General features: G+C 41.6%; 20 protein-coding genes. 5 read left to right on the forward strand and 15 right to left on the reverse strand.

Features of this window, described 5'->3' with window-relative positions:
- From EHS15_RS18825 to purN, 3 genes are all read right to left on the reverse strand, one after another.
- The coding region (locus EHS15_RS18825) for a hypothetical protein (RefSeq protein ID WP_135762146.1) at window positions 1-657 on the reverse strand (657 nt) is incomplete at its 3' end.
- 1 nt (window position 658) lies between these two features.
- Entirely contained in the window at window positions 659-2,200 is a 1,542-nt protein-coding gene (gene purH, locus EHS15_RS18830) for a bifunctional phosphoribosylaminoimidazolecarboxamide formyltransferase/IMP cyclohydrolase (protein ID WP_135762147.1), read from the reverse strand.
- Window positions 2,197-2,826, reverse strand: coding sequence for a phosphoribosylglycinamide formyltransferase (gene purN / locus EHS15_RS18835; RefSeq protein ID WP_210416382.1), 630 nt, complete (start codon window positions 2,824-2,826; stop codon window positions 2,197-2,199). The genes purH and purN overlap by 4 nt, the downstream gene beginning before the upstream one ends.
- A gap of 89 nt (window positions 2,827-2,915) precedes the next feature.
- On the opposite strand from purN, the gene fliS reads away from it, so the two are divergent.
- From fliS to EHS15_RS18850, 3 genes are read left to right on the forward strand one after another with little or no spacing between them, the layout of a single operon-like run.
- The gene (gene fliS / locus EHS15_RS18840) at window positions 2,916-3,365 is read left to right on the forward strand and encodes a flagellar export chaperone FliS (protein ID WP_135762149.1); all 450 of its coding nucleotides are present in this window, start codon (window positions 2,916-2,918) and stop codon (window positions 3,363-3,365) included.
- A gap of 10 nt (window positions 3,366-3,375) precedes the next feature.
- Window positions 3,376-3,804: a flagellar protein FlgN gene (locus EHS15_RS18845; protein WP_135762150.1), complete on the forward strand. Its 429-nt coding sequence runs from the start codon at window positions 3,376-3,378 to the stop codon at window positions 3,802-3,804.
- Window positions 3,783-4,358, forward strand: a complete 576-nt coding sequence (locus EHS15_RS18850; RefSeq protein ID WP_135762151.1) for a J domain-containing protein — start codon at window positions 3,783-3,785, stop codon at window positions 4,356-4,358. Before EHS15_RS18845 ends, EHS15_RS18850 begins: the two co-directional genes overlap by 22 nt.
- A 24-nt stretch (window positions 4,359-4,382) precedes the next feature.
- Here EHS15_RS18850 and EHS15_RS18855 read toward each other — a convergent pair whose 3' ends face one another.
- The 7 genes from EHS15_RS18855 to EHS15_RS18885 all read right to left on the reverse strand — a co-directional run bounded on the left by EHS15_RS18855 (window position 4,383) and on the right by EHS15_RS18885 (window position 10,495).
- Complete coding sequence (locus EHS15_RS18855) at window positions 4,383-4,976, reverse strand: DUF1564 family protein (RefSeq protein WP_135762152.1); 594 nt, start codon at window positions 4,974-4,976, stop codon at window positions 4,383-4,385.
- A 204-nt stretch (window positions 4,977-5,180) separates the two neighbouring features.
- Complete coding sequence (locus EHS15_RS18860) at window positions 5,181-6,485, reverse strand: TRAP transporter large permease (protein WP_135762153.1); 1,305 nt, start codon at window positions 6,483-6,485, stop codon at window positions 5,181-5,183.
- Entirely contained in the window at window positions 6,485-7,186 is a 702-nt protein-coding gene (locus tag EHS15_RS18865; protein ID WP_135762154.1) for a TRAP transporter small permease, read from the reverse strand. Before EHS15_RS18865 ends, EHS15_RS18860 begins: the two co-directional genes overlap by 1 nt.
- Window positions 7,187-7,225: 39 nt before the next feature.
- A complete protein-coding gene (gene dctP / locus EHS15_RS18870) occupies window positions 7,226-8,233 on the reverse strand; it encodes a TRAP transporter substrate-binding protein DctP (protein ID WP_135762155.1) in 1,008 nt (335 codons plus the stop codon).
- Between the two features lie 29 nt (window positions 8,234-8,262).
- Window positions 8,263-9,165, reverse strand: a complete 903-nt coding sequence (locus EHS15_RS18875) for a TRAP transporter TatT component family protein (protein WP_135762156.1) — start codon at window positions 9,163-9,165, stop codon at window positions 8,263-8,265.
- A gap of 179 nt (window positions 9,166-9,344) precedes the next feature.
- Complete coding sequence (locus EHS15_RS18880; protein ID WP_135762157.1) at window positions 9,345-9,827, reverse strand: LIC11661 family lipoprotein; 483 nt, start codon at window positions 9,825-9,827, stop codon at window positions 9,345-9,347.
- Window positions 9,824-10,495 carry a DedA family protein gene (locus EHS15_RS18885; RefSeq protein WP_135762158.1) on the reverse strand — a complete coding sequence of 224 codons (672 nt, stop codon included), beginning with the start codon at window positions 10,493-10,495 and terminating at the stop codon, window positions 9,824-9,826. The genes EHS15_RS18880 and EHS15_RS18885 overlap by 4 nt, the downstream gene beginning before the upstream one ends.
- 50 nt (window positions 10,496-10,545) lie before the next feature.
- On the opposite strand from EHS15_RS18885, the gene EHS15_RS18890 reads away from it, so the two are divergent.
- Complete coding sequence (locus EHS15_RS18890; RefSeq protein ID WP_135762159.1) at window positions 10,546-11,709, forward strand: deoxyguanosinetriphosphate triphosphohydrolase; 1,164 nt, start codon at window positions 10,546-10,548, stop codon at window positions 11,707-11,709.
- Window positions 11,710-11,747: 38 nt separating this feature from the next.
- Here EHS15_RS18890 and EHS15_RS18895 read toward each other — a convergent pair whose 3' ends face one another.
- From EHS15_RS18895 to EHS15_RS18905, 3 genes are read right to left on the reverse strand one after another with little or no spacing between them, the layout of a single operon-like run.
- Window positions 11,748-12,782, reverse strand: a complete 1,035-nt coding sequence (locus tag EHS15_RS18895) for a CAP domain-containing protein (RefSeq protein ID WP_167884289.1) — start codon at window positions 12,780-12,782, stop codon at window positions 11,748-11,750.
- A 2-nt stretch (window positions 12,783-12,784) separates the two neighbouring features.
- Entirely contained in the window at window positions 12,785-14,641 is a 1,857-nt protein-coding gene (locus EHS15_RS18900) for a WD40 repeat domain-containing protein (RefSeq protein ID WP_135762161.1), read from the reverse strand.
- A 3-nt stretch (window positions 14,642-14,644) separates the two neighbouring features.
- Entirely contained in the window at window positions 14,645-15,775 is a 1,131-nt protein-coding gene (locus EHS15_RS18905; RefSeq protein ID WP_167884290.1) for a hypothetical protein, read from the reverse strand.
- A gap of 101 nt (window positions 15,776-15,876) precedes the next feature.
- On the opposite strand from EHS15_RS18905, the gene EHS15_RS18910 reads away from it, so the two are divergent.
- Window positions 15,877-16,491: a glutathione S-transferase family protein gene (locus EHS15_RS18910; RefSeq protein ID WP_135762163.1), complete on the forward strand. Its 615-nt coding sequence runs from the start codon at window positions 15,877-15,879 to the stop codon at window positions 16,489-16,491.
- Here EHS15_RS18910 and EHS15_RS18915 read toward each other — a convergent pair.
- Both EHS15_RS18915 and argC read right to left on the reverse strand, forming a co-directional pair.
- Window positions 16,488-17,120: a phosphorylase family protein gene (locus EHS15_RS18915; protein ID WP_135762164.1), complete on the reverse strand. Its 633-nt coding sequence runs from the start codon at window positions 17,118-17,120 to the stop codon at window positions 16,488-16,490. The two genes, EHS15_RS18910 and EHS15_RS18915, sit on opposite strands and share 4 nt — an antisense overlap.
- Window positions 17,121-17,138: 18 nt before the next feature.
- A complete protein-coding gene (argC, locus tag EHS15_RS18920; RefSeq protein WP_135762165.1) occupies window positions 17,139-18,158 on the reverse strand; it encodes an N-acetyl-gamma-glutamyl-phosphate reductase in 1,020 nt (339 codons plus the stop codon).
- Window positions 18,159-18,195: the final 37 nt, after the last annotated feature.

Here is an 18,195-nt window from a genome sequence, read left to right on the forward strand (position 1 = left end):
GTCTTTAGGTGCGGGGGAAGGCGGCGGAGTGAATGGGTCTTCTTCCTCTTCATAAATATCCTCATCCCAATGAGAGGTGAATCTCTCCGCCGGTCCAATGGTGATGGAGAAAAAACGAATCCCGTTCCAATAGTAGGTGAGAGGCCAGAGGACTAGGATTCCATTCATCAAAACGAATAGAAAATAAAATTCGTGGTAAAGTCCCCAGGCGGCAAGATTAGCGGACCAAGTTCCCAAACCTAGTCCAGCCAGAACAGATCGTCCGTTTTCAAAAAGGATTTTGCTTGTGCCTACTGTTCCGAAGGCATCCTTTAAAAAAGGATAAGTGAATAAAAATATAAAAAACAAAATGGGAAATTGAAAAAAATAATTTCCCATCGCATTGCTGTAATGCGGCGTTCCGATGAGTCCGCCTAGCAAGGACCAAAAGAAAGCGATAAGGCTCGCTGTTACGAACAAAACGGCACCTAATACTAGATTACCGCCGGACTCGAAGAGGCCTAGAGTCAATCGGAAGACCTCTCCCCAAATTTCAGTGATCTCTTCTCTGGGATAATTCTCTTTTGCATTGAAAAAGAGAAGATTGGCATAATAACCAACCACTCCCGTAAGAATCGTGGTAAAGATCAGGAAAAAAAGGAAGAGGATGAATTCCATTTTAGTGTCTGAAGTGCCTCATGCCTGTAAACACCATGATCAATCCGTGTTCGTCCGCAGCTTGAATCACTTCTTCATCTCGGATGGATCCTCCCGGTTGGATGATTGCCTTAGCTCCTACTTTGGCGATGGCATCGATCCCGTCTCGGAAAGGAAAAAATGCGTCACTTCCTACGTAAGAGCCTACAACGGATAATCCCACTTTTTGCGCTTTCACGGCACCTAACTCTACTGAATCGACTCGGGACATTTGTCCTGCACCGATCCCTAGGGTGGAGTTTTGATCCGTATAAACGATTGCGTTCGATTTGATGAACTTCACGCAGTTCCAGGCAAACATAAGCCCTTCCAAATCGTCTTCCGTGGGTTGTTTTTTGGATACTATCTTTAACTTATCTTTTGTGATGAGATCGTAGTCTCTATTTTGGATGAGTAGTCCGTGATGGAGGGATCTTAAATCCAATTCGTCTAAGGCTTCATCAAACTTAGCGATCGGGATGAGCCGGATATTCGGTTTTTTGGAAAAGATTTCCAAAGCTTCTTCGGAGAATCCTTCTGCGATGACTCCTTCCACAAAGTTTTTAGTGATCTCTTCCGCAGCGTCTTTCTCTACTTTTCCGTGGATTCCTATGATGCCGCCGAAGGCGGAAATTGGATCGGTTTTACGGGCCAGCTCGAAAGATTCCAAAACAGTTTCTCCGAAGGCGATTCCGCAAGGATTTAAATGTTTTACTATGGAAACTGCGTTTTGAGGGAGAAGGGATGCAACGTGGAAGGCAGCATCGAAGTCCAACATGTTATTGAAGGAAAGTTCTTTTCCTTGTAATGCTTCGAATTCCGATTTTGCGAATATCGGTTCGTAGAAGGCAGCATCTTGATGAGGGTTCTCTCCGTAACGTAACTTTTGTTTTTTGTTGAATGCGAATGAAATTTTATCAGGATATTTGATATCCAGTTTTTTATTGAAGTAGGTTGCAATGGCAGTATCGTAACTTGCCGTTTCCGAAAATACTTTTGCCGCATAATGAAATGCAGTTTCTCTGGAAATTTTACCGTTGTTTTTTTTCCATTCTTCCGTGAACGAAGAGTAATCTTTCGGATCAGTAAGAACGACAACGTTTTTATGATTTTTTGCCGCAGAACGAAGCATAGACGGACCACCGATGTCTATGTTTTCGATGGCATCTTCCAATTTGCAATCAGGCTTTTGAACCGTCTTTACGAAAGGATATAGATTTACGATGACTAGTTCGATGGGGGAGATGTTGTTTTCTCCCATTTGTTTTACGTGATCTGGGTTCGTTGTATCGCCTAATAATCCGCCGTGGATTTTCGGATGGAGTGTTTTGACTCTTCCATGAAGGATCTCTGGAAAACCAGTAAAGTCTTCCACTTTTTTAACAGGGATTCCCGCTTTGGAAAGAGCATCGTATGTTCCCCCCGTAGAGAGAATTTCCACTCCGTTTTGGCTTAAAAAAGCGCAGATGTCAGTGATGCCAGTTTTGTCTGAGACAGAAACTAAGGCTCTTTTGATTTGGATCATTTTCGGATTTCTACCTTTCTTCCGTTTATTTTTAATTTATTTTCACAAAATAATTGTATGGCGAGGGGAAGTATCTTATGTTCTTCTTTGAGAATTGCCAAAGATAATTCTTTTTCGTTCCAGTGAGGAAGAATTTCAACGGATTTTTGCAGTATGATGGGTCCGGTATCTACCCCTTCTTCCACAAAATGTACTGTGCAACCTGCGATTTTGGCTCCGTAATCTAGGGCTTGTTTTTGAGAGTCGAGCCCCGGGAAAGAGGGGAGAAGGGATGGATGGATATTTATGATTTTTCCCGGGAAGCTTTGAACAAATTCAGGTTTTAAGATTCTCATGTATCCGCAAGCCACGATCAAATCGGGGGAGAGTTCTTTGGCTTGGGCCAGAAGGGCTTTGTGGAAATCTTTTTTGTCTGCAAATTCTGCAAAATTCAGGATCTGGACGGGGATTTGGAAGCTTCTGGCTAGCTCGATGGATTTAGCCTTCGGATTGTCCGTAAGGAGAGCTACAGGCAGGGCAGGAATCTTCTTTTTTTTAAGGAATTTGACTGCGTTTTCGAAGTTGGAGCCCCTTCCCGAGGCTAAAAACACAATTCGTTTCTCTTTTTTGGTAAATCCTGTTGCCAACAGTTTTCTCATGGGATAATCTAAGAATATTCTTAAAGCACATTAAGCAAGTATCCTTTTTGGTCGATGGGAATACTCAGGAGAAAAAAATGTCACTCGCGAGAAAGACTGGTGCCTACTCTGGATACAACGAATACAAAGCGAACGAGATCTCTACTGTTAGCCAAGTCAAATTGATCGTTATGCTTTTTGATGGTGCAATTCGATTTTTAGGAATTGCAAACGAGAATATGAATCCTCGCAAATACGATGTTGTGAATAATAACATCATCAAAGCTCAAGACATCATTACGGAATTATTGTTATCTCTCAATATGGAAGAGGGTAAGGAAGTCGCAAACAATCTTCTTTCTTTATACATTTATCTCAAAAAACGTTTGTTAGAAGCAAATATGAAAAAGGATAAAAAGATTGTGGATGAATGCGTGAAAATTCTGACCGAACTAAAAGCATCCTGGGAAGAATTGGAGAAAAAAGACGGGACTTCTTCTTCACAATCTTCACTTCCTCGACCTACAGGAATTTCGATTACAGGTTAAAGTTCTGTAAATGAAAAAGAAAGAATTAATGGCAAACAATTCGATTACTGTCCAATTCTATGAAAGAAAGTTGAAATTACTTTCCGGGCTTGTCGCAAATCTTAATGAAGAAGAAAAGTTATTGTCTTATGGCGATGCCGATTCCGCAGTTAAGATCGAATTTAAGAACGAACCGATCATTCAGAAATTAGAAGCGTTGGATAGAGAAGTTTTCGAAAGTAAGATCGGTGAGAGTTTCACTGAAGAAGAGCTCGCACTCTCTGAGAAAGTTTTTGATGTCTTAGATGAAGCTCGCAAAATTCAATTGAGAGTCCAAAGTCTTTTGGAAAGAGAAATGAATTCCAGTAAGAAAGAGCTTTGGGAATTTAGAATCAAAAGAAAATTGAAACAGCACTTTCTTCAAAATTCCGGACTTTCGTGGACGAAAAATTACTGTTAGATGAAGCCTTATCTTTTTTAGGATTGAAAGGCGATTCATCGGAAGATGATTTAAAATCACAATATCACAAATTAGCTAAAAAATATCATCCTGACGGAGGGGAGTTTACATCCGAAATCCTCTTTCAGGAATTGCAAAAGCACTATGAATTCTTAAAGAAATTTTGGGAACGGAATGGAAGCTTTGATGCTTTTTCCTTAGGAAAAGGTCGATCTAGCAGGCAGGATCATTCTTTTAGTCATGAGCCAGAAGCAGCAAGAGAAGGAGCCGGGAAAGATACGTCTTCTTCTCTTGTGCCAGATCCTATCTTCTCAATGTACAAGACTGCCAAAGAAGAAGAAACCAGGGCGATTCTCAACTATTTCGAAAAAACAAAGTTAGATCCCATGAATTTGAATCATGCCAAAAACAATGCGTTGGCGGAGTTGAGAACTCGTTTGGATCCTGTATGCAAAGTCTATCTTGATATAGTTCAAAATCATCCTAAAAGTATTTGGGTCGGAGATTCTAAAGATTCCCTGGCAAGGCTTAGTGTTTGGTGGAAACAAAGCTAAATTAGGGGATTGCGTGATGATCGGCTAAGAATAGGCCATCGGTGATGAGCGAGCTAAGATTTGGCAAAGTTCAATTCTATATTGGGGATCTTGGAAGCTTTTTGCTTTCGTTAGATAACGGTGAGATGCTAGCATTTGTAGAGTTGTAGTATCTCTTACAATCCCATACGCACGCATGATGCCCAACCAACCGATTTCCTCCCAGCTCAACAATAAAGATAAGAGCTTGCTTCTGGAGATACCTAATCCATCTGCCATTATGTCCATTTCAACTAGTTCTCTTTCATCTGCACGGCAACTTACTTTTTGAAGTTCTAGCCCGGGAGCTTGGTATGACTTTGTTAGTTTTTCTCTCTTTGAAGGAATTAGACCATAGTAAATAGGATAGGCGGATTCTTCTAAAAGATTACGAAGTCTAGCGGAGAAAGATGAAGGTTCTACGTTTCTGGGATTTTGCAATTGTTGTAAGAGTTTGGGAGGAAGCAGGAAAGATGTGACAATGGTGCAGTCTCTTTCGTAGAAATAGAGTGAGTTCACTTCTGGCTTTGTGATTGAGATTGTTGTTACTTCTTGGTTCCAGCTTGTAATTACAGAAACGATTGGCTCATCATTTTTCATTATCTAGAGAAGGTCATAAGCCATGCAATTGGGCCTCGCCCAACTTCATTTAGGAGAACATTGTGGTTTCGGATAAATTGAAAAAGGATGAATGGAATAAGATAAAACTCCCCTTTATTTTTAGGCAAAGGGGAGGCCGTTTCTGGATGAAACGGGGTTTTCGTTCAAGTTAAGCTGGTGTTAGCAATGAAAAAGTAGGAGGTACTACTTCCCCGCCGCGCCCTCTGCTCCTGAACCGATCAATCCTAAGGAAATTTCAGGAATCCAACTGATCAAAATGAGTCCGATGAGGAACATTCCTACGATCGGTGCGACCGACTGGATTACTTTTCCTAATGGCTGTTTGAAGATACCGGATGCCACGAACAAGTTGACCCCGACCGGTGGAGTTAGGTAACCGATTTCTAAGTTTACGATCATGATGATCCCGAAGTGAACCGGATTAATTCCATAATTGATCGCCATTGGTGCCAATAGAGGCGCCAATACAAGAATGGCACTCATGATGTCCATAAACATACCTACGATCAGAAGCAATATATTGACTCCGATGAGGAAAGTTACAGGGCTGGAAATCATCTCGGACATAGTCGCTACCAAGTTTTGAGGAATTTCATTTTCGATCATAAATTTGTTCAAGCTCACTGCTAGAATCAAGATCAAAAATAAGACCCCTAACATCTCGGCACTTTCCGCCATAATCTTTGGAATTTTAGGAATTTCTAATTCTTTGTGGATGAATACTTCCACTAGGATGGCATAGAAAACGGCAATGGCTGCAGATTCAGTAGCTGTGAAGAAACCGGAATAAATTCCACCTAAGATCACCACCGGCATCATAAGAGCAAGAGTTCCCTCTTTCCATGCGATTTTAATTTCCGTCCAATCCCATTTGCTTCTTCCTACATTACCTGCTCTGAATATAGAGTAGGCCATTAGAAGAGTCATGAGTAGGATCCCAGGTCCGATCCCTGCAATAAATAGATCGGTCACGGACACTCCCACCATAATCGCATAAACGATCATAGGGATACTCGGTGGAATGATGATTCCTAAAGTTCCCCCTGATGCAAGTAAGCCCATGGAAAACTGGGTTGGATAACCTGCCTTAGTTAAGGAGGGATACATCAAACCACCGATCGCAATCAAGGTTACCGGAGAAGATCCTGAAATGGCCGCAAAAATACCGCAGGAAAATACCGAAGCGATCGCAAGTCCCGCAGGAACCGGAGCAGTCATTGCGGCGGCAATTCGAATGAGTCGCCTAGCAATACTTCCGTGAGTCATTAAATTTCCGGCAATGATGAAAAGAGGGATCGCAAGTAGGATCTCTTTATCTCCTGCGAAGAATAAATCTCCGATCACACTGTTTAATTCTTTAAAGGATTCCAAAGGAGGATCCGGTAAAAAATAGTAACAATAGATTGTGATGGCACCCATCAGTACAATCAACGGTTGTCTGAGTAAGATTAAGGCAAGGATTAGAACTAATATTCCCCAAGAACCCATTATTTATTCCCCCTGGTTTCAGCATGGCTCACTTGCTCTTCTGCAGTAGCAGACTCAAGTGCCTCTGTGGCTTCATTGAGATCTTCCGGAGCAAGTTTTGGGAAAATTCCGTAAGTAAAATGACGTAGTCCCATTGATATAAAAATATAAGGAAAGATCAATTGAACTTTCCAAAGATGAATCTCCGTTACAGGATTCACTTCGTCCAATTCGATACTTTCAATTACATAGATGATGGAAAGGTAAGCTAAGAATAAAAAGAAGGCAGCAATTACGAATTGTTCTACAATCTTGATATAAGGAAGCACCTTTTTAGGAAGAACTTTATCCGCAATTTCAGGTCTCAAGTGAGATCCTTTGGCACTGGCAAGTGCGGAACCGAACAACCCGCCCCATAACATAAAATAAAGGGAAAGTTTTTGCGCCCAAACAATACCGCCAAGCCCCATCCATTCCGAAAATCCTTGGATTCCTGAATGCAGAGAACCTGAAATATAAATTGTCCAATCTCCTAGAAAATTAGCAACGCTTGTGTTGGGGTAGGCACCTAATGCCTCAGTGACCCCATTCAAAATAGAATCGATAGCTTCTCGTTTGGCGACATCCGCAATCATAAGGAGAGTGAGCAGAAGGAAACAAATTCCTCCTGCCCATTTCTCGCCGAAACTGAGATAGTTAAGTATTTTTTCGACGATTTTCATCGAGGTTCTCCATCCCTGGAAAGGGAAAACTTATTTCGCTTAACCACCGCAAGCGGCTTTAGCTTTTTGTATTTTATCGTAGATTTGTTTGGACTGTCCGCCGATTTTACCGATGACTTGTCCTGCAACATTACCTGCAGCTGCTTTAAATCCGGCTAAGTCGGATGCACTTGGCTCATACACTTGTACGTCCGCTTTTTTCAAAGTAGCGATCATGTTTTTTTCGATATTACGAACCGCAACTCTGGCACTAGGTGCCAAACCGTTTCCTTCTCCCATAAGGATTTTCTTTTGGTCGTCATTCAAAGTATCCCAGAACTTTTTAGAATAAACGATCGCTGCCGGTTGGTAGATATGGCGAGTGAGTGAAAAATGTTTAATCGCTGTTTGCCATTCCGCTGCTAATGTGAATAGAGGAGTGTTGTCAAAACCTTCTACTACACCTGTTTGAAGGGAAGGAAGAACTTCAGGAATCGCAATCGGAATTCCACTTACACCTAACGCTTTCCAATAAGCGATGTGTACAGGAGACTCTTGAATACGGATCTTCACTCCTTTGAGGTCGTCCGGAGTTTTTACAAGATTGGTTTTTGTTCCGATACTTCTGTAACCGTTTTCGGCCCAAGTAACGAATACCAATCCTTTAGCTTCGAAAAGTTTTCTGAAATCTTCCAACAAGTGGTTGTCCAGAACACAATCTGCCTGATTATAACTATTGAATAAATAAGGTATTTCTAATACGTTTAGTTCTTTGACAGTATTTGCCAAAGCTCCTGCAGTGAGTCCTCCCCCTTGCAGTTTTCCTCGAATCACTTGCTGTAGGATTTCGTTTTCCCCGCCCATTTGTCCGCCGGGATAAACTTTGATTTTAATTTGTCCGCCGGATTCAGAATCGATTTTCTTTTTGATTTTTGCAAGTTCGTTGGTCCAAGGAGAACCTTCCGGAGCAACGGTAGCAAGTTTAACAGTCGTTTGTGCGAATAAACCCCCACTTAACGTGAGGGCAAAACCAGCACATGCAATGAATTTTACATGTTGATTGAACATTCTTTGTCTCCTAAATGATAGGTTGGTTTTTATAGATCTTTTAGCAGTTTTTCTGCTTTTCTTTGTTCTACGATTTGCTCAGGCTCAATTTCAGGAAGAGACTTTGCTTTCCCTTTGATCACATAATTGAGTTGGCTTTCGAATTTTGCTTCGTCGCCTTTGAGTAAACTTTCGGAATAGAGAACTCGAACTGCAAAATAGTTCGGGTGTTTTTTGATCGCTTCTTCGAAAAGTTTCGCAGCTAGCTTTTTGTCACCAGTAGGAGAAAGTGCATTGCTTGTTGCATCGTAACGAAGTGTTGCAGCGTAAAAGTATTCTTTAGAAGGCAATTGTTTTTCTAGTTCTTTTACTTTGTTTACCATCGCGGAAAATTTACTTCTGTTCGCAAGAAGGGTAGTGAAACCCACGGAACGAGACCATTTTCCCAAAGAAGCATAACGCCAGTAAAGAGAATCGATATCAGCAACAGTAAGTGTATCCAGTGCTTTTTCGATTTCAACTCCTTCATCCACAACTTTTTTTCTGAAAGCAGGGTTCATTGCAAGCCCCGCCTCACACCAGTTTACTGCAGCATCATAAAACTGTACTGCTTCTTCTTTTACTGCTGCATCGGAATCTTCTCCTGTGAGTTTCAACCAAAGATGGCCGTCTCCCATTAGATAGTTTCCTTGACAGAGCATTACTTTAACGTCTGTATATTGAGGGTTTTCGTTTGCAAAATTTTCTAACAGTACAAGTGCTTTGCGTAAGTCCGCCTCATTCTGTCTATTTTTCCAAAGCTTTTCAACCTCTGACGGAAGTTTTGCGGGGGTTGCGGATCTCTCCACTGCACTCCCGGAAATTTTCACCTGTCTTGATTTTCCACAGGCAACTACCCCAAACACCAGCATTGACGCGATCAGTAAATTTGACCATTTGATGGCTTGATTCATCACTTCATCATCCTCCAATTTCTTTTTATATTTTTGAGAGTCCCAATTTTAAGATGTACTGGGAGGGTGGCAACCCATGTTCTATAAAATTTTTAGAAAAAGACTAAAAACTTGAAACATTCCTCATCATTCCGAAGAAAAATACACGTATTTGCCGCAAATGCAAGAAAGTTTTATTTTTATGGGATAGATACTGAATTAGAAGGACCGGAAACACGAAGTCCGCTGGATCCATTTTGCGGTGTGTAAGAAATTCCGATAGAACGAACACTGATAAATTGGCCTGAACTCACTGCCGTACGAAAGCGGCAGGCAACTCCTGAAGAAGGAAGTGTATCGGCAGGATCAATTTCAAAGACATATTCGGATGGTTGAACAGGAAGCACTGTGAGGGTTGCAGACTGAAACGTGCAATCGGTTCCTGCATTCAAATCCCCTGGATTTCTTGCAGCGGATTCAGAGGCTCCTACGAATAGCCTGTATCCTTGGAAAATCAGCTCTGGATTTGTAGCTCTTACCCTTACTGTGTAATTGGAATTTCCATTGCTTGTGACACTCACAAGTAAGGGAGGAGCCTGCATTGATTGGGAGGAAGTGTAGTTGGTGCAAGATACCCCTCCGAAAAAGAGAAATGCTGCCAGATAGGAACAGAAACGAGTCATTGAATCTCTGCGGACTCCTCTGCTTTTTCCTTACGGCTCCTTCTGAGATAGAGAAAAAGGGCAACTGAAAGAATGATTGCCAGAAGAGCGATGATCACAGTTTGTCCGTTTTTGACCCAGCCCATCAATTGGTCGAAATTATGAGCTCCGAAAAAACCTAAATAAACCCAGATCGGAACGGAAATGAGAGCCGCAAACCCATCTGTCATAAAAAATCTCAAAAAGGAGATTTGTCCGGAAGTCCCAGCCGTAAAGAAAATCGGCATTCTGAGGCCTGGCATAAATCGACCTACAAAAACGACCCATTTTCCGTATTTTTTAAACTGTTTTTGGACTTTTTCGAATCTTTCTGGGTGTAGGACAGATCTCAAAACAGGCAATTTCAATGCCTTTTCTCCGTAATGGCTTCCCAGCCAAAATACAAAAGAATCTCCCACTAAAACTCCCGCCATTCCCACAAAAAACATAATGTGTACATTAGCGTAACCAAGTCCTGAAATGACTCCCCCTGCGGTGAGGGAAATGTCTTCCGGGATGGGAAGGCCGAATCCACAAAGAATTAGGACTCCAAAAACAGCAAAATAACCGAATTGAGTGAATATAGATACTAGGCCTGTAAAATTGCCATATTCGGCAAAGAAGGCGAGAATACTTTGTAGAAAGTCCATGTGGCGATTTATACTGATTTTATGATTTCACAGAAAAAGGAAAGAGATTTATGCTAAAAGCCAGAACCACTCTTTTGGAAGAAGAGGAAAAAATACTCGCTCCTTATGCGAGAAAAAGCTCTCTTTCCGGGGGAAGGGTGCATTTTGAAGAAGAGCACCCTTACAGGCTTCCTTTCCAAAGGGATAAGGATCGAATCGTCCACTCCCAAGCATTCAAAAGATTGGAATACAAAACCCAAGTATTCGTATTTTCGGAAGGAGATCATTTCCGAAACAGGCTCACTCACACTTTGGAAGTGGCGGGAGTTTCCAGGACCATCGCAAAGGTTTTATCGTTGAATGAAGATTTGGCGGAAGCTATCGCTTTGGCGCATGATTTAGGTCATTCTCCTTTCGGTCATGCCGGCCAAGATGCATTGGCAGAGATCATGAAGGGAAGAGGAGGGTTCGAGCACAACAAACAGTCGTTAAGAGTAGTTCAAAAATTGGAAAGAAGATACCCCGAATTTCCAGGACTGAATCTCTGTCAGGCGACTCTCTCCGGAATCATGAAACACGGAGGGGATTACGAAGTTTCCGACTTGAATCTTCAGAGAAAGGAAGAAGGCCCTTCTTTGGAAGCACTCATTGTTGATTTTTCGGATGAAATCGCCTACTCAATTCACGATATCGAAGACGGTCTGGGAAGAAAGTTCATCAAACCGGAAGATCTTTCCTCCGTTTCTCTTTGGCGCAGAAATTATCTTTCCGTAAAACAACAGTATCCTGCTGCAAAGGAAGAACTTGTTTTGAGAACTACGTTTCGATTTTTGCTCAATGAAATCGTATCGAACCTAATCACAACCACCAGTTCTCATTTGGAAATACATGAAATCAAAACATACGAAGACGTAAGTCGTGCCTTTCTAGAAAAAATCAGATTGGTCGTATTCTCTCAAACTATGTGGGAAGAGATGAGAGAACTGAAAAAATTTCTGTACAAAAACTTATATCGTCATCCTGTCGTTTCCAAAATGAGCGACCAAGGTAAGGAAACTATTTTTTTACTTTTCGATTTTTTCACCAAGAACCCCGATAAAATCCCTGAATCTTACCTAGAAAGAGAGGAAGAAGAAGGAAGAGATCGGATCATCTGCGATTACATCGCAGGAATGACGGATCGTTATGCGATGGAAAAATTAAAGTCGGAAGGAATGTTCTGGATCCCTTATTGAGTTTCGAAGCGCTCTAAAAAATGAGGATCAACATCTCTTCAATCTTTCCAAGGATAAAACCCCGGTTCTTTCATCGGAACCGTAGGAAGAATTTCATTTTCCGAATCATAAAAAACGATTCGATATCGAATTTCCGCTTTTTTTCCCCGTATCGTTACGGGGCCAACACTGACATCCAAACTCACTCCTGTTTCTTTGAGAGCTTTTTCCAGTTTGGTTTGGTCTCCGAAACCTACTTCGAATAAAAAACTTCCCCAAGGTCGTTTGGAAGAAGAGATGACCGGTCTAGGCCATCCGTTTAACTTTACTTTGGCTTCGGCAGTTCCGAAATCTAGAACATCCGTTTTGTTCATACTAGGGGTGATGGAGAAAGTAAAAGATTTATAACCTAACGCAAAATATTTAGGAACAAAACCGGGAGGAGGCCAGATCGCAAGATAAGAGTCTTTCTGGTTTTTCTCCATATCTTCCGAAAAAAGCACCATCCCGTCTCCCACGGCTCCTATTCCTATCTTTAGAGTTCCTGGATGGATGGTAGGAAGTCTATGACCCACATCCGTCACTCCGTTGTCGTCGATCCAGTCGTGGATGGACGTATGAATGGCACCGTGACTTAAACTGGAATGGGCGGTTACATACGCTCCTTCTTCACTATAACACTTGCTTGTTTTGGGAGGATAGTGGTTCGGCCATCTGTTGGCAGCGGTGATGAGGGCTCCCTTCGCCGCCTTAGAATTCATTTCTTCGGAATACTGAAGATCCGGAGAACCGGCTAAGGATCGATATAGATTGAGAAGTTTTTTTTGGCCTTCCATCCAAGATGCGTCCGGAGTTCCCGATACACATTCGAAAGGTTTTCCGAAATAGGGAGCTCTGGTAGAATTTTTTTTTGAGATTTCGGAATAAATTTCCAAGGCTTTTTTCAGATCCAAAGAGGGGCGGTTCTCCGGCCAAAGAGGAAAAAGTTTTGTTTCCGAAGCATCTTGCGAAAGAAGTAACCCGGGAAATAAAAAAAAGACAATAGTCATTAAAGCCAATTGAATGATTGTTTTGCGGCAAAATAGGTTTTTCATATTCAATCCAAATCCCATGTATAAGAAGTACCTTCTTCGTCGATTGCAATCACCAAACGATTCGTCATGGAAATCCCCTTCAGGTAAGGAGTTCTATGATTCGTATATAAAATCTGTTCCAGACCGTGATCGGATGTGCGGAAGATGCGAATCACACCGAAACGATCTGCCAAAGCGATTTTTCTTCCGTTGGGACTGAATGCGGTCCAAGCCAAATCCACATCTCCTTGATTTCCTCGTCTTGGAAGAGAGATATCTTTTCCAGGTTCTTTTCCGATTAAGGAAAGTTCCGCTGTAGAGAGAACATAAACTTGGTCTTTGTCTTGGCAGAAAATTTCCAATACTTCCGTGTTTTGTTTATGAGATTCCACTAGATCTTTTTTTCTGAGCCAAACAGATTCCATACGATTCAGATCCCTGATTTCGATTCCTGTCTCTCTTTCATATCCTTCTTTGGTTTTGGCGTTTCCTATATTTCCTACGATACAAAAATGATCTTCTGTTCCGGAAATCGCTTCCGTATCTCCCGTCCCCGCAGGATACGATTTCGGTTTTTTCTCGCTCAAAAGCATTATATTAAAGTTAGGTGCGTTTTTCCAGGTAAACACTTTGTCCTTGAGAAGAACTCCCGGTTTACCTTGGTAATTCGTTTTTTCTTTCAGAGTTTCCGAATCGAATACATGAGTTATTTTCCCGTCAAAGAGTTGGATTTGGTTTTCTGAAATTCGAAACGATTTTGTCTCGAAGGATAAGGGGGATGTTTCGGTAACGTCTCCGCTTTCCGGATCAACTTTGTTTAGTTTGTCGGGGAATATCTTTAGAATGGAATTTTCTTCTGGAAGAACCGCATGGAAGAGAGTTTTATCGGTAGATCCTTTTACTTTAGGATGGATTTGTTTTTTGAAATCGTTTTGGTTCCAGATGCGTATATCTTTGCCCGCAGTGGATGCGGAAACGATCCATTTCCCATCGGGAGAAACGATCACTCTGTCCACTTCTCTGAGATGACCGAATAGTCTATGTTTGATTTTCCCGGTCTCTGCGTCCCTAATGGAAACGGTTCCTTCGTTTTCTCCCGTAACTAAAATCGATTTTTGTTCCTGATAGGTGAGACTTTTTACGGGAGAAGGGCGGATCGAATCTTGAAAATAAGAGATGTCTTTTAAAGTGGATGCGTCCAGAACATAGACTCTTTGCGCATAACTGCCTACATAGACCAGACCTTCCTCCCGATTCACATCCAATCCGTACAGACTGTAAGCAAACGATCTATAATGGGAAATTTTTTTCTGCTTCAAATCTATGCGAAAGATTACGGAACTATCGTTGATTCCCACGATCGTATCCTCATCTATGAATTTCATTTCTGCAGGATCCGCTTTAGGAATGTCATATTTGAGTTTTAAAGTGGATGCATCCAATAGAGAAACCAAAGAAGAAGTTTGCATTTTTCCTGTGGCTGCGATTTTACTTCCGTCGGGAGAGATGGCGAGAGATTCCACAGGGAATTTTAAGGCTTCTACTTGATCCGGCTCCTTGTTTCCCATTCGGAAGACCGCCAAAGCCCCGTTCACGTCTCCAACATACAGTTTTCCCGAATTTCCGAAAAGAAGAGCTCCTATCCTTCCTTCTTCCATCGGAATCGTATAACTGACATCAAAGGAAGGAGCCGTTCTGATTTGCACTTCATAATATGTGGAAGTTGCCAGGTACTTCCCATCCGGACTGAAACTGATGAAGGCGGATTTTCCTTCTTTACTATCGTAACCGGACAAAACTTTTTCCGAATGACTGGGGCGCGAAAAAAAGAAAATGCAAACGAGAAGAAAATAGGGGATTTGTCTAAGTTCGTTTTTCATTTGTTAGTTCCCTTTCAAAAATGTTTGAAATAAATTTCTGGATTCTTTTTTACCGGAGGAGGAAGTGATGGAATTTTGTTCCGTAAAATAAAGAAAAGGTTCGCTCTCCTGATTCGTATTGTAGGATCCGTTTTGGGATTTCAAAAGCCAATGTCCTGTTTGGCGAATCTCCAGAATCAATTGTTCTCCAGATTTCAAATCCAAAAAATAAAAATGATCTCCCCAAGGAAGCAGGATCAATTTGTCTTCTTTTCCGGGAAAAAACTGCATCTCTCTAACTGGATGTAAGAAAGGAATTTCCCTTAAGAACGAACCGGCAGGATCATAAACTCTGATTCCATAACTATAAGAGAAAGGACCCAAATTGGTTCCTCCTCTGAGAGAATTGCTTCCGGACATTCCTAAAAAGATTGCACTCGAATTGGTCGCAAAACCGGGTGCATTCGCATAAACGGATTTAATTTCCTTGCAGTTCTCGTAGATGGCAAAACCGGATCTTTCGTCCATTACAAGCAAACGATTGTTTGGTAAAATTTTACCTTCTGTAAGGCGGGTGAGTTTCCCGTTTTTGCCTTGGATTTTGCAAATCGGTTCCCATGTAACCGGGTTTAAATGAACCGCCTGGGATTGGAAAATCAAGAGTATATCCGTTTCGGAACAATCGCTGCTTCGAAACTGTCCCAATCCGTTGAGGATTTTTTGTTTCTGTAGATCTTTGCTCCAGAAGGTGACTTCTGCTCCGTTTCCTGTTAAAAAATAATTTCCACAATGATCGGAGAGATCTCCGTTTTTAATATTTTTGACTAATTTACCGTTCGTATCTAAGACTTTGATTCCTTCGTCCTTGGTCAGATACGCCAAGCGGTCAGAATCAATGAATCGGATTCGGGTGAACCAAGAAGAATCGGATCCTAGTAACTTCAGCTCTAATTTTTCCAAATCGAAAATCCAAAGCAGGTAGTCCGGGGTCTCTTTGTTCGATTCGTGTTTCTCCTGGTTGAATGCCAAATAACGGCTGTCGGGGCTGACCGCAAAACTGAATGTATCCACTGTATAAGCCCCGTGGTCCAGCCTGGGAATGGTTTGGGAAAAAATAGAAATTGGAAATAAAATGACAAAGAGGAGGAAACGCATGGCGGAGATGAGAAACGATTCTGGAAAAAATTCGACTCTTTTTTTCTTTTGGTAAGGATGTAGAGAAACAAACTTGGTTTTGATTCGAAGAGGAGAGTTCCTTGTTACAACTTTATTTTCACCCTAGTTCGCCATATACTCATAGAGTGCAGATAGCACTTGCCTATAAAGGTTTGGAATTCGAAAAGATTTACGTCGCTTTGGAGAAACTGGAAAATAGAAAGAGACCTTTTCTTGCGATCAATCCTTACGGAAAAGTCCCTGTCTTAAAGGATGGAGATTTTATACTTTCCGAATCCGTTGCGATCCTTCGTTATTTGGAGGAAAAATATCCCGATACCCCAAAAATGTTTCCTTCTGATTTGGAGACAAAAGCGATTTTGAATCAGATGGCGGGGCAATGCGAAACAGAGTTTTGTTTTCCTGGAAGCATTCTCTATTTTGCTAAACGATTTGTTCCGGAAGAAAAATGGGATTTAAAACGTATGAAAGATTCCTCTAAAAAAATCCAAAAACATTTGGCGATTTTAAATCAGAAGTTGGAAGGAAAAGAATTTTTAACTGAAAATAAATTCGGCTTTTTGGAAGTGTTGTACGCTCCTTTTTTAGCTAATATCGGTTATATGGAAGTAGAGTTGTCTGAAAACGTGAAGTCGTGGATCGATCGGGTTTTGGAACAGGGATTCGTCAAAGAGGGGTTAAAAAAAGATTCTTAAAATACATCCAGCAAAAACGTTTGAAGAGTGTTCGACATCTCTCTCCAATTTTTTTGCCAATCTACGGACCCTTCTTTCCCCACGGAATTAGTGACTGCCAAAACGGCTTCTAATGAAATTTTTTTCCGAAGAGCCAGTGCGGCAAGTCCGTACAATTCTAAATTTTCCACATCCAAATTGGACCAGACAGCCTCGGGAGGGGTTTTCATTTCGTGAAGAGTGAGTGTAGAAGGGGCATTCGTCGTTTTTTTCTCAAAAAAAGAGAATGTCCGTTTGGCGGCAATTTCCGAAATGCGGGAGGACAAACTGTTCGGAAAAGAAAAAGGTTCTTTTGTGATTTCTATTTGTTTGGATAACCCCAAAGCGGAAGAAATTTCCAAACTATAAAAAGTTCTGGAAGCGACAAAGGAACCGGGCTGAACTTCTGACCAAGGATAACTTCCTGCGGAACCGATAAATAGGATCTCTTTTATCTCGGGATGATTCGATAAATACTCGTTTGTTCCTAGAAGGCAGTTTATGTTTCCGATCCCCCCTTCGATCAAATGGGGAAATTTCCCCGATTTGAGAAGAAGATCTATTTCTCCCGAAAACGCGGATACGAATAGAGTGTTTGATAGGATAGGCATTTTAGTTTTTAAAATTAATTATTTCAAAAGGCCTTCCGTTTCCGTATATCCGTGCATCAAATTGAGGTTCTGCAATGCTTGCCCCGCAGCACCTTTCACTAGATTGTCCAATGCGGAAACAAGGACGAGAGTGTTTCCTCTCATTCGAAAGCCCATATCCAAAAAGTTGCTTCCTTGCACTTTTCTCAGTTCAATCTCTTCGGGAGAAGAATACAATCTGAGGAAAGGTTCCGATTTCACTTTGGATTCCAGTTTTTCCAGGATATGTTCTTCTTTGACTCCTTCTTGGAATCGGATATAGGTTGTGGAAATGATTCCTCGGTAAACGGGGAGTAGATGAGGAGTGAATACGATTTCGGAAGGTTGTGTTCCTACAAATGCATACTCTTCTATTTCCGGTTCGTGCTGATGGGAAAGTACTTTGTAGGCTCTGAAATTTTCGTAAACGTTCGTATAAGCGAATGTGATTTCTTCGGTTCTTCCTCCCGCTCCGCTCACTCCCGATTTGGAATCTATGATGACTGGACCTTGGATTCTGGATCTAAGATCTCCTAAGATGGCAATGGGAAGAATTCCTGAAGTCGCATAACAACCCGGGTTGGATACGAAATTTGCGTTTTTTAGTTTTTCTCTGAATAATTCAGGGATTCCGAAGACAACATTCTGCATTTGGTCGAAGTGGGCGTGCGGGAATTTATAAGCCTTTTCGAACTTTTGTTTGTCGTGAAGTCTGTAGGATCCGGAAAGATCGATGACTTTGTGTCCCTTCTTTAAAAGTTGAGGAGCCATTTCCATAGAAGCTTCGTTCGGTGTTGCCAAGACAACCGTCACTCCTTGTGGGATTTCCGATTCGTGTTTAACAAAGTTTAGTTGAGGAAGATAGGGATTGCCGGGAAAAACTTCCTGCAGAGATTTTCCATGAACTTGATTGGAAGTGATATGGACTACTTCGAAATCTTTGTGGTGGGCAAGAAGCCCCAGTAGTTCCTTCCCCGTCAAACCGCCTGCGCCTATGATTGCAATCTTTGTTTTGGACATCTTTACAGCCTTTAAATATAGGAATTTTCAGGTTTGG

It is taken from the genome of Leptospira idonii, assembly GCF_004770995.1.
GTDB classification, from domain to species: Bacteria; Spirochaetota; Leptospiria; order Leptospirales; family Leptospiraceae; genus Leptospira_A; species Leptospira_A idonii.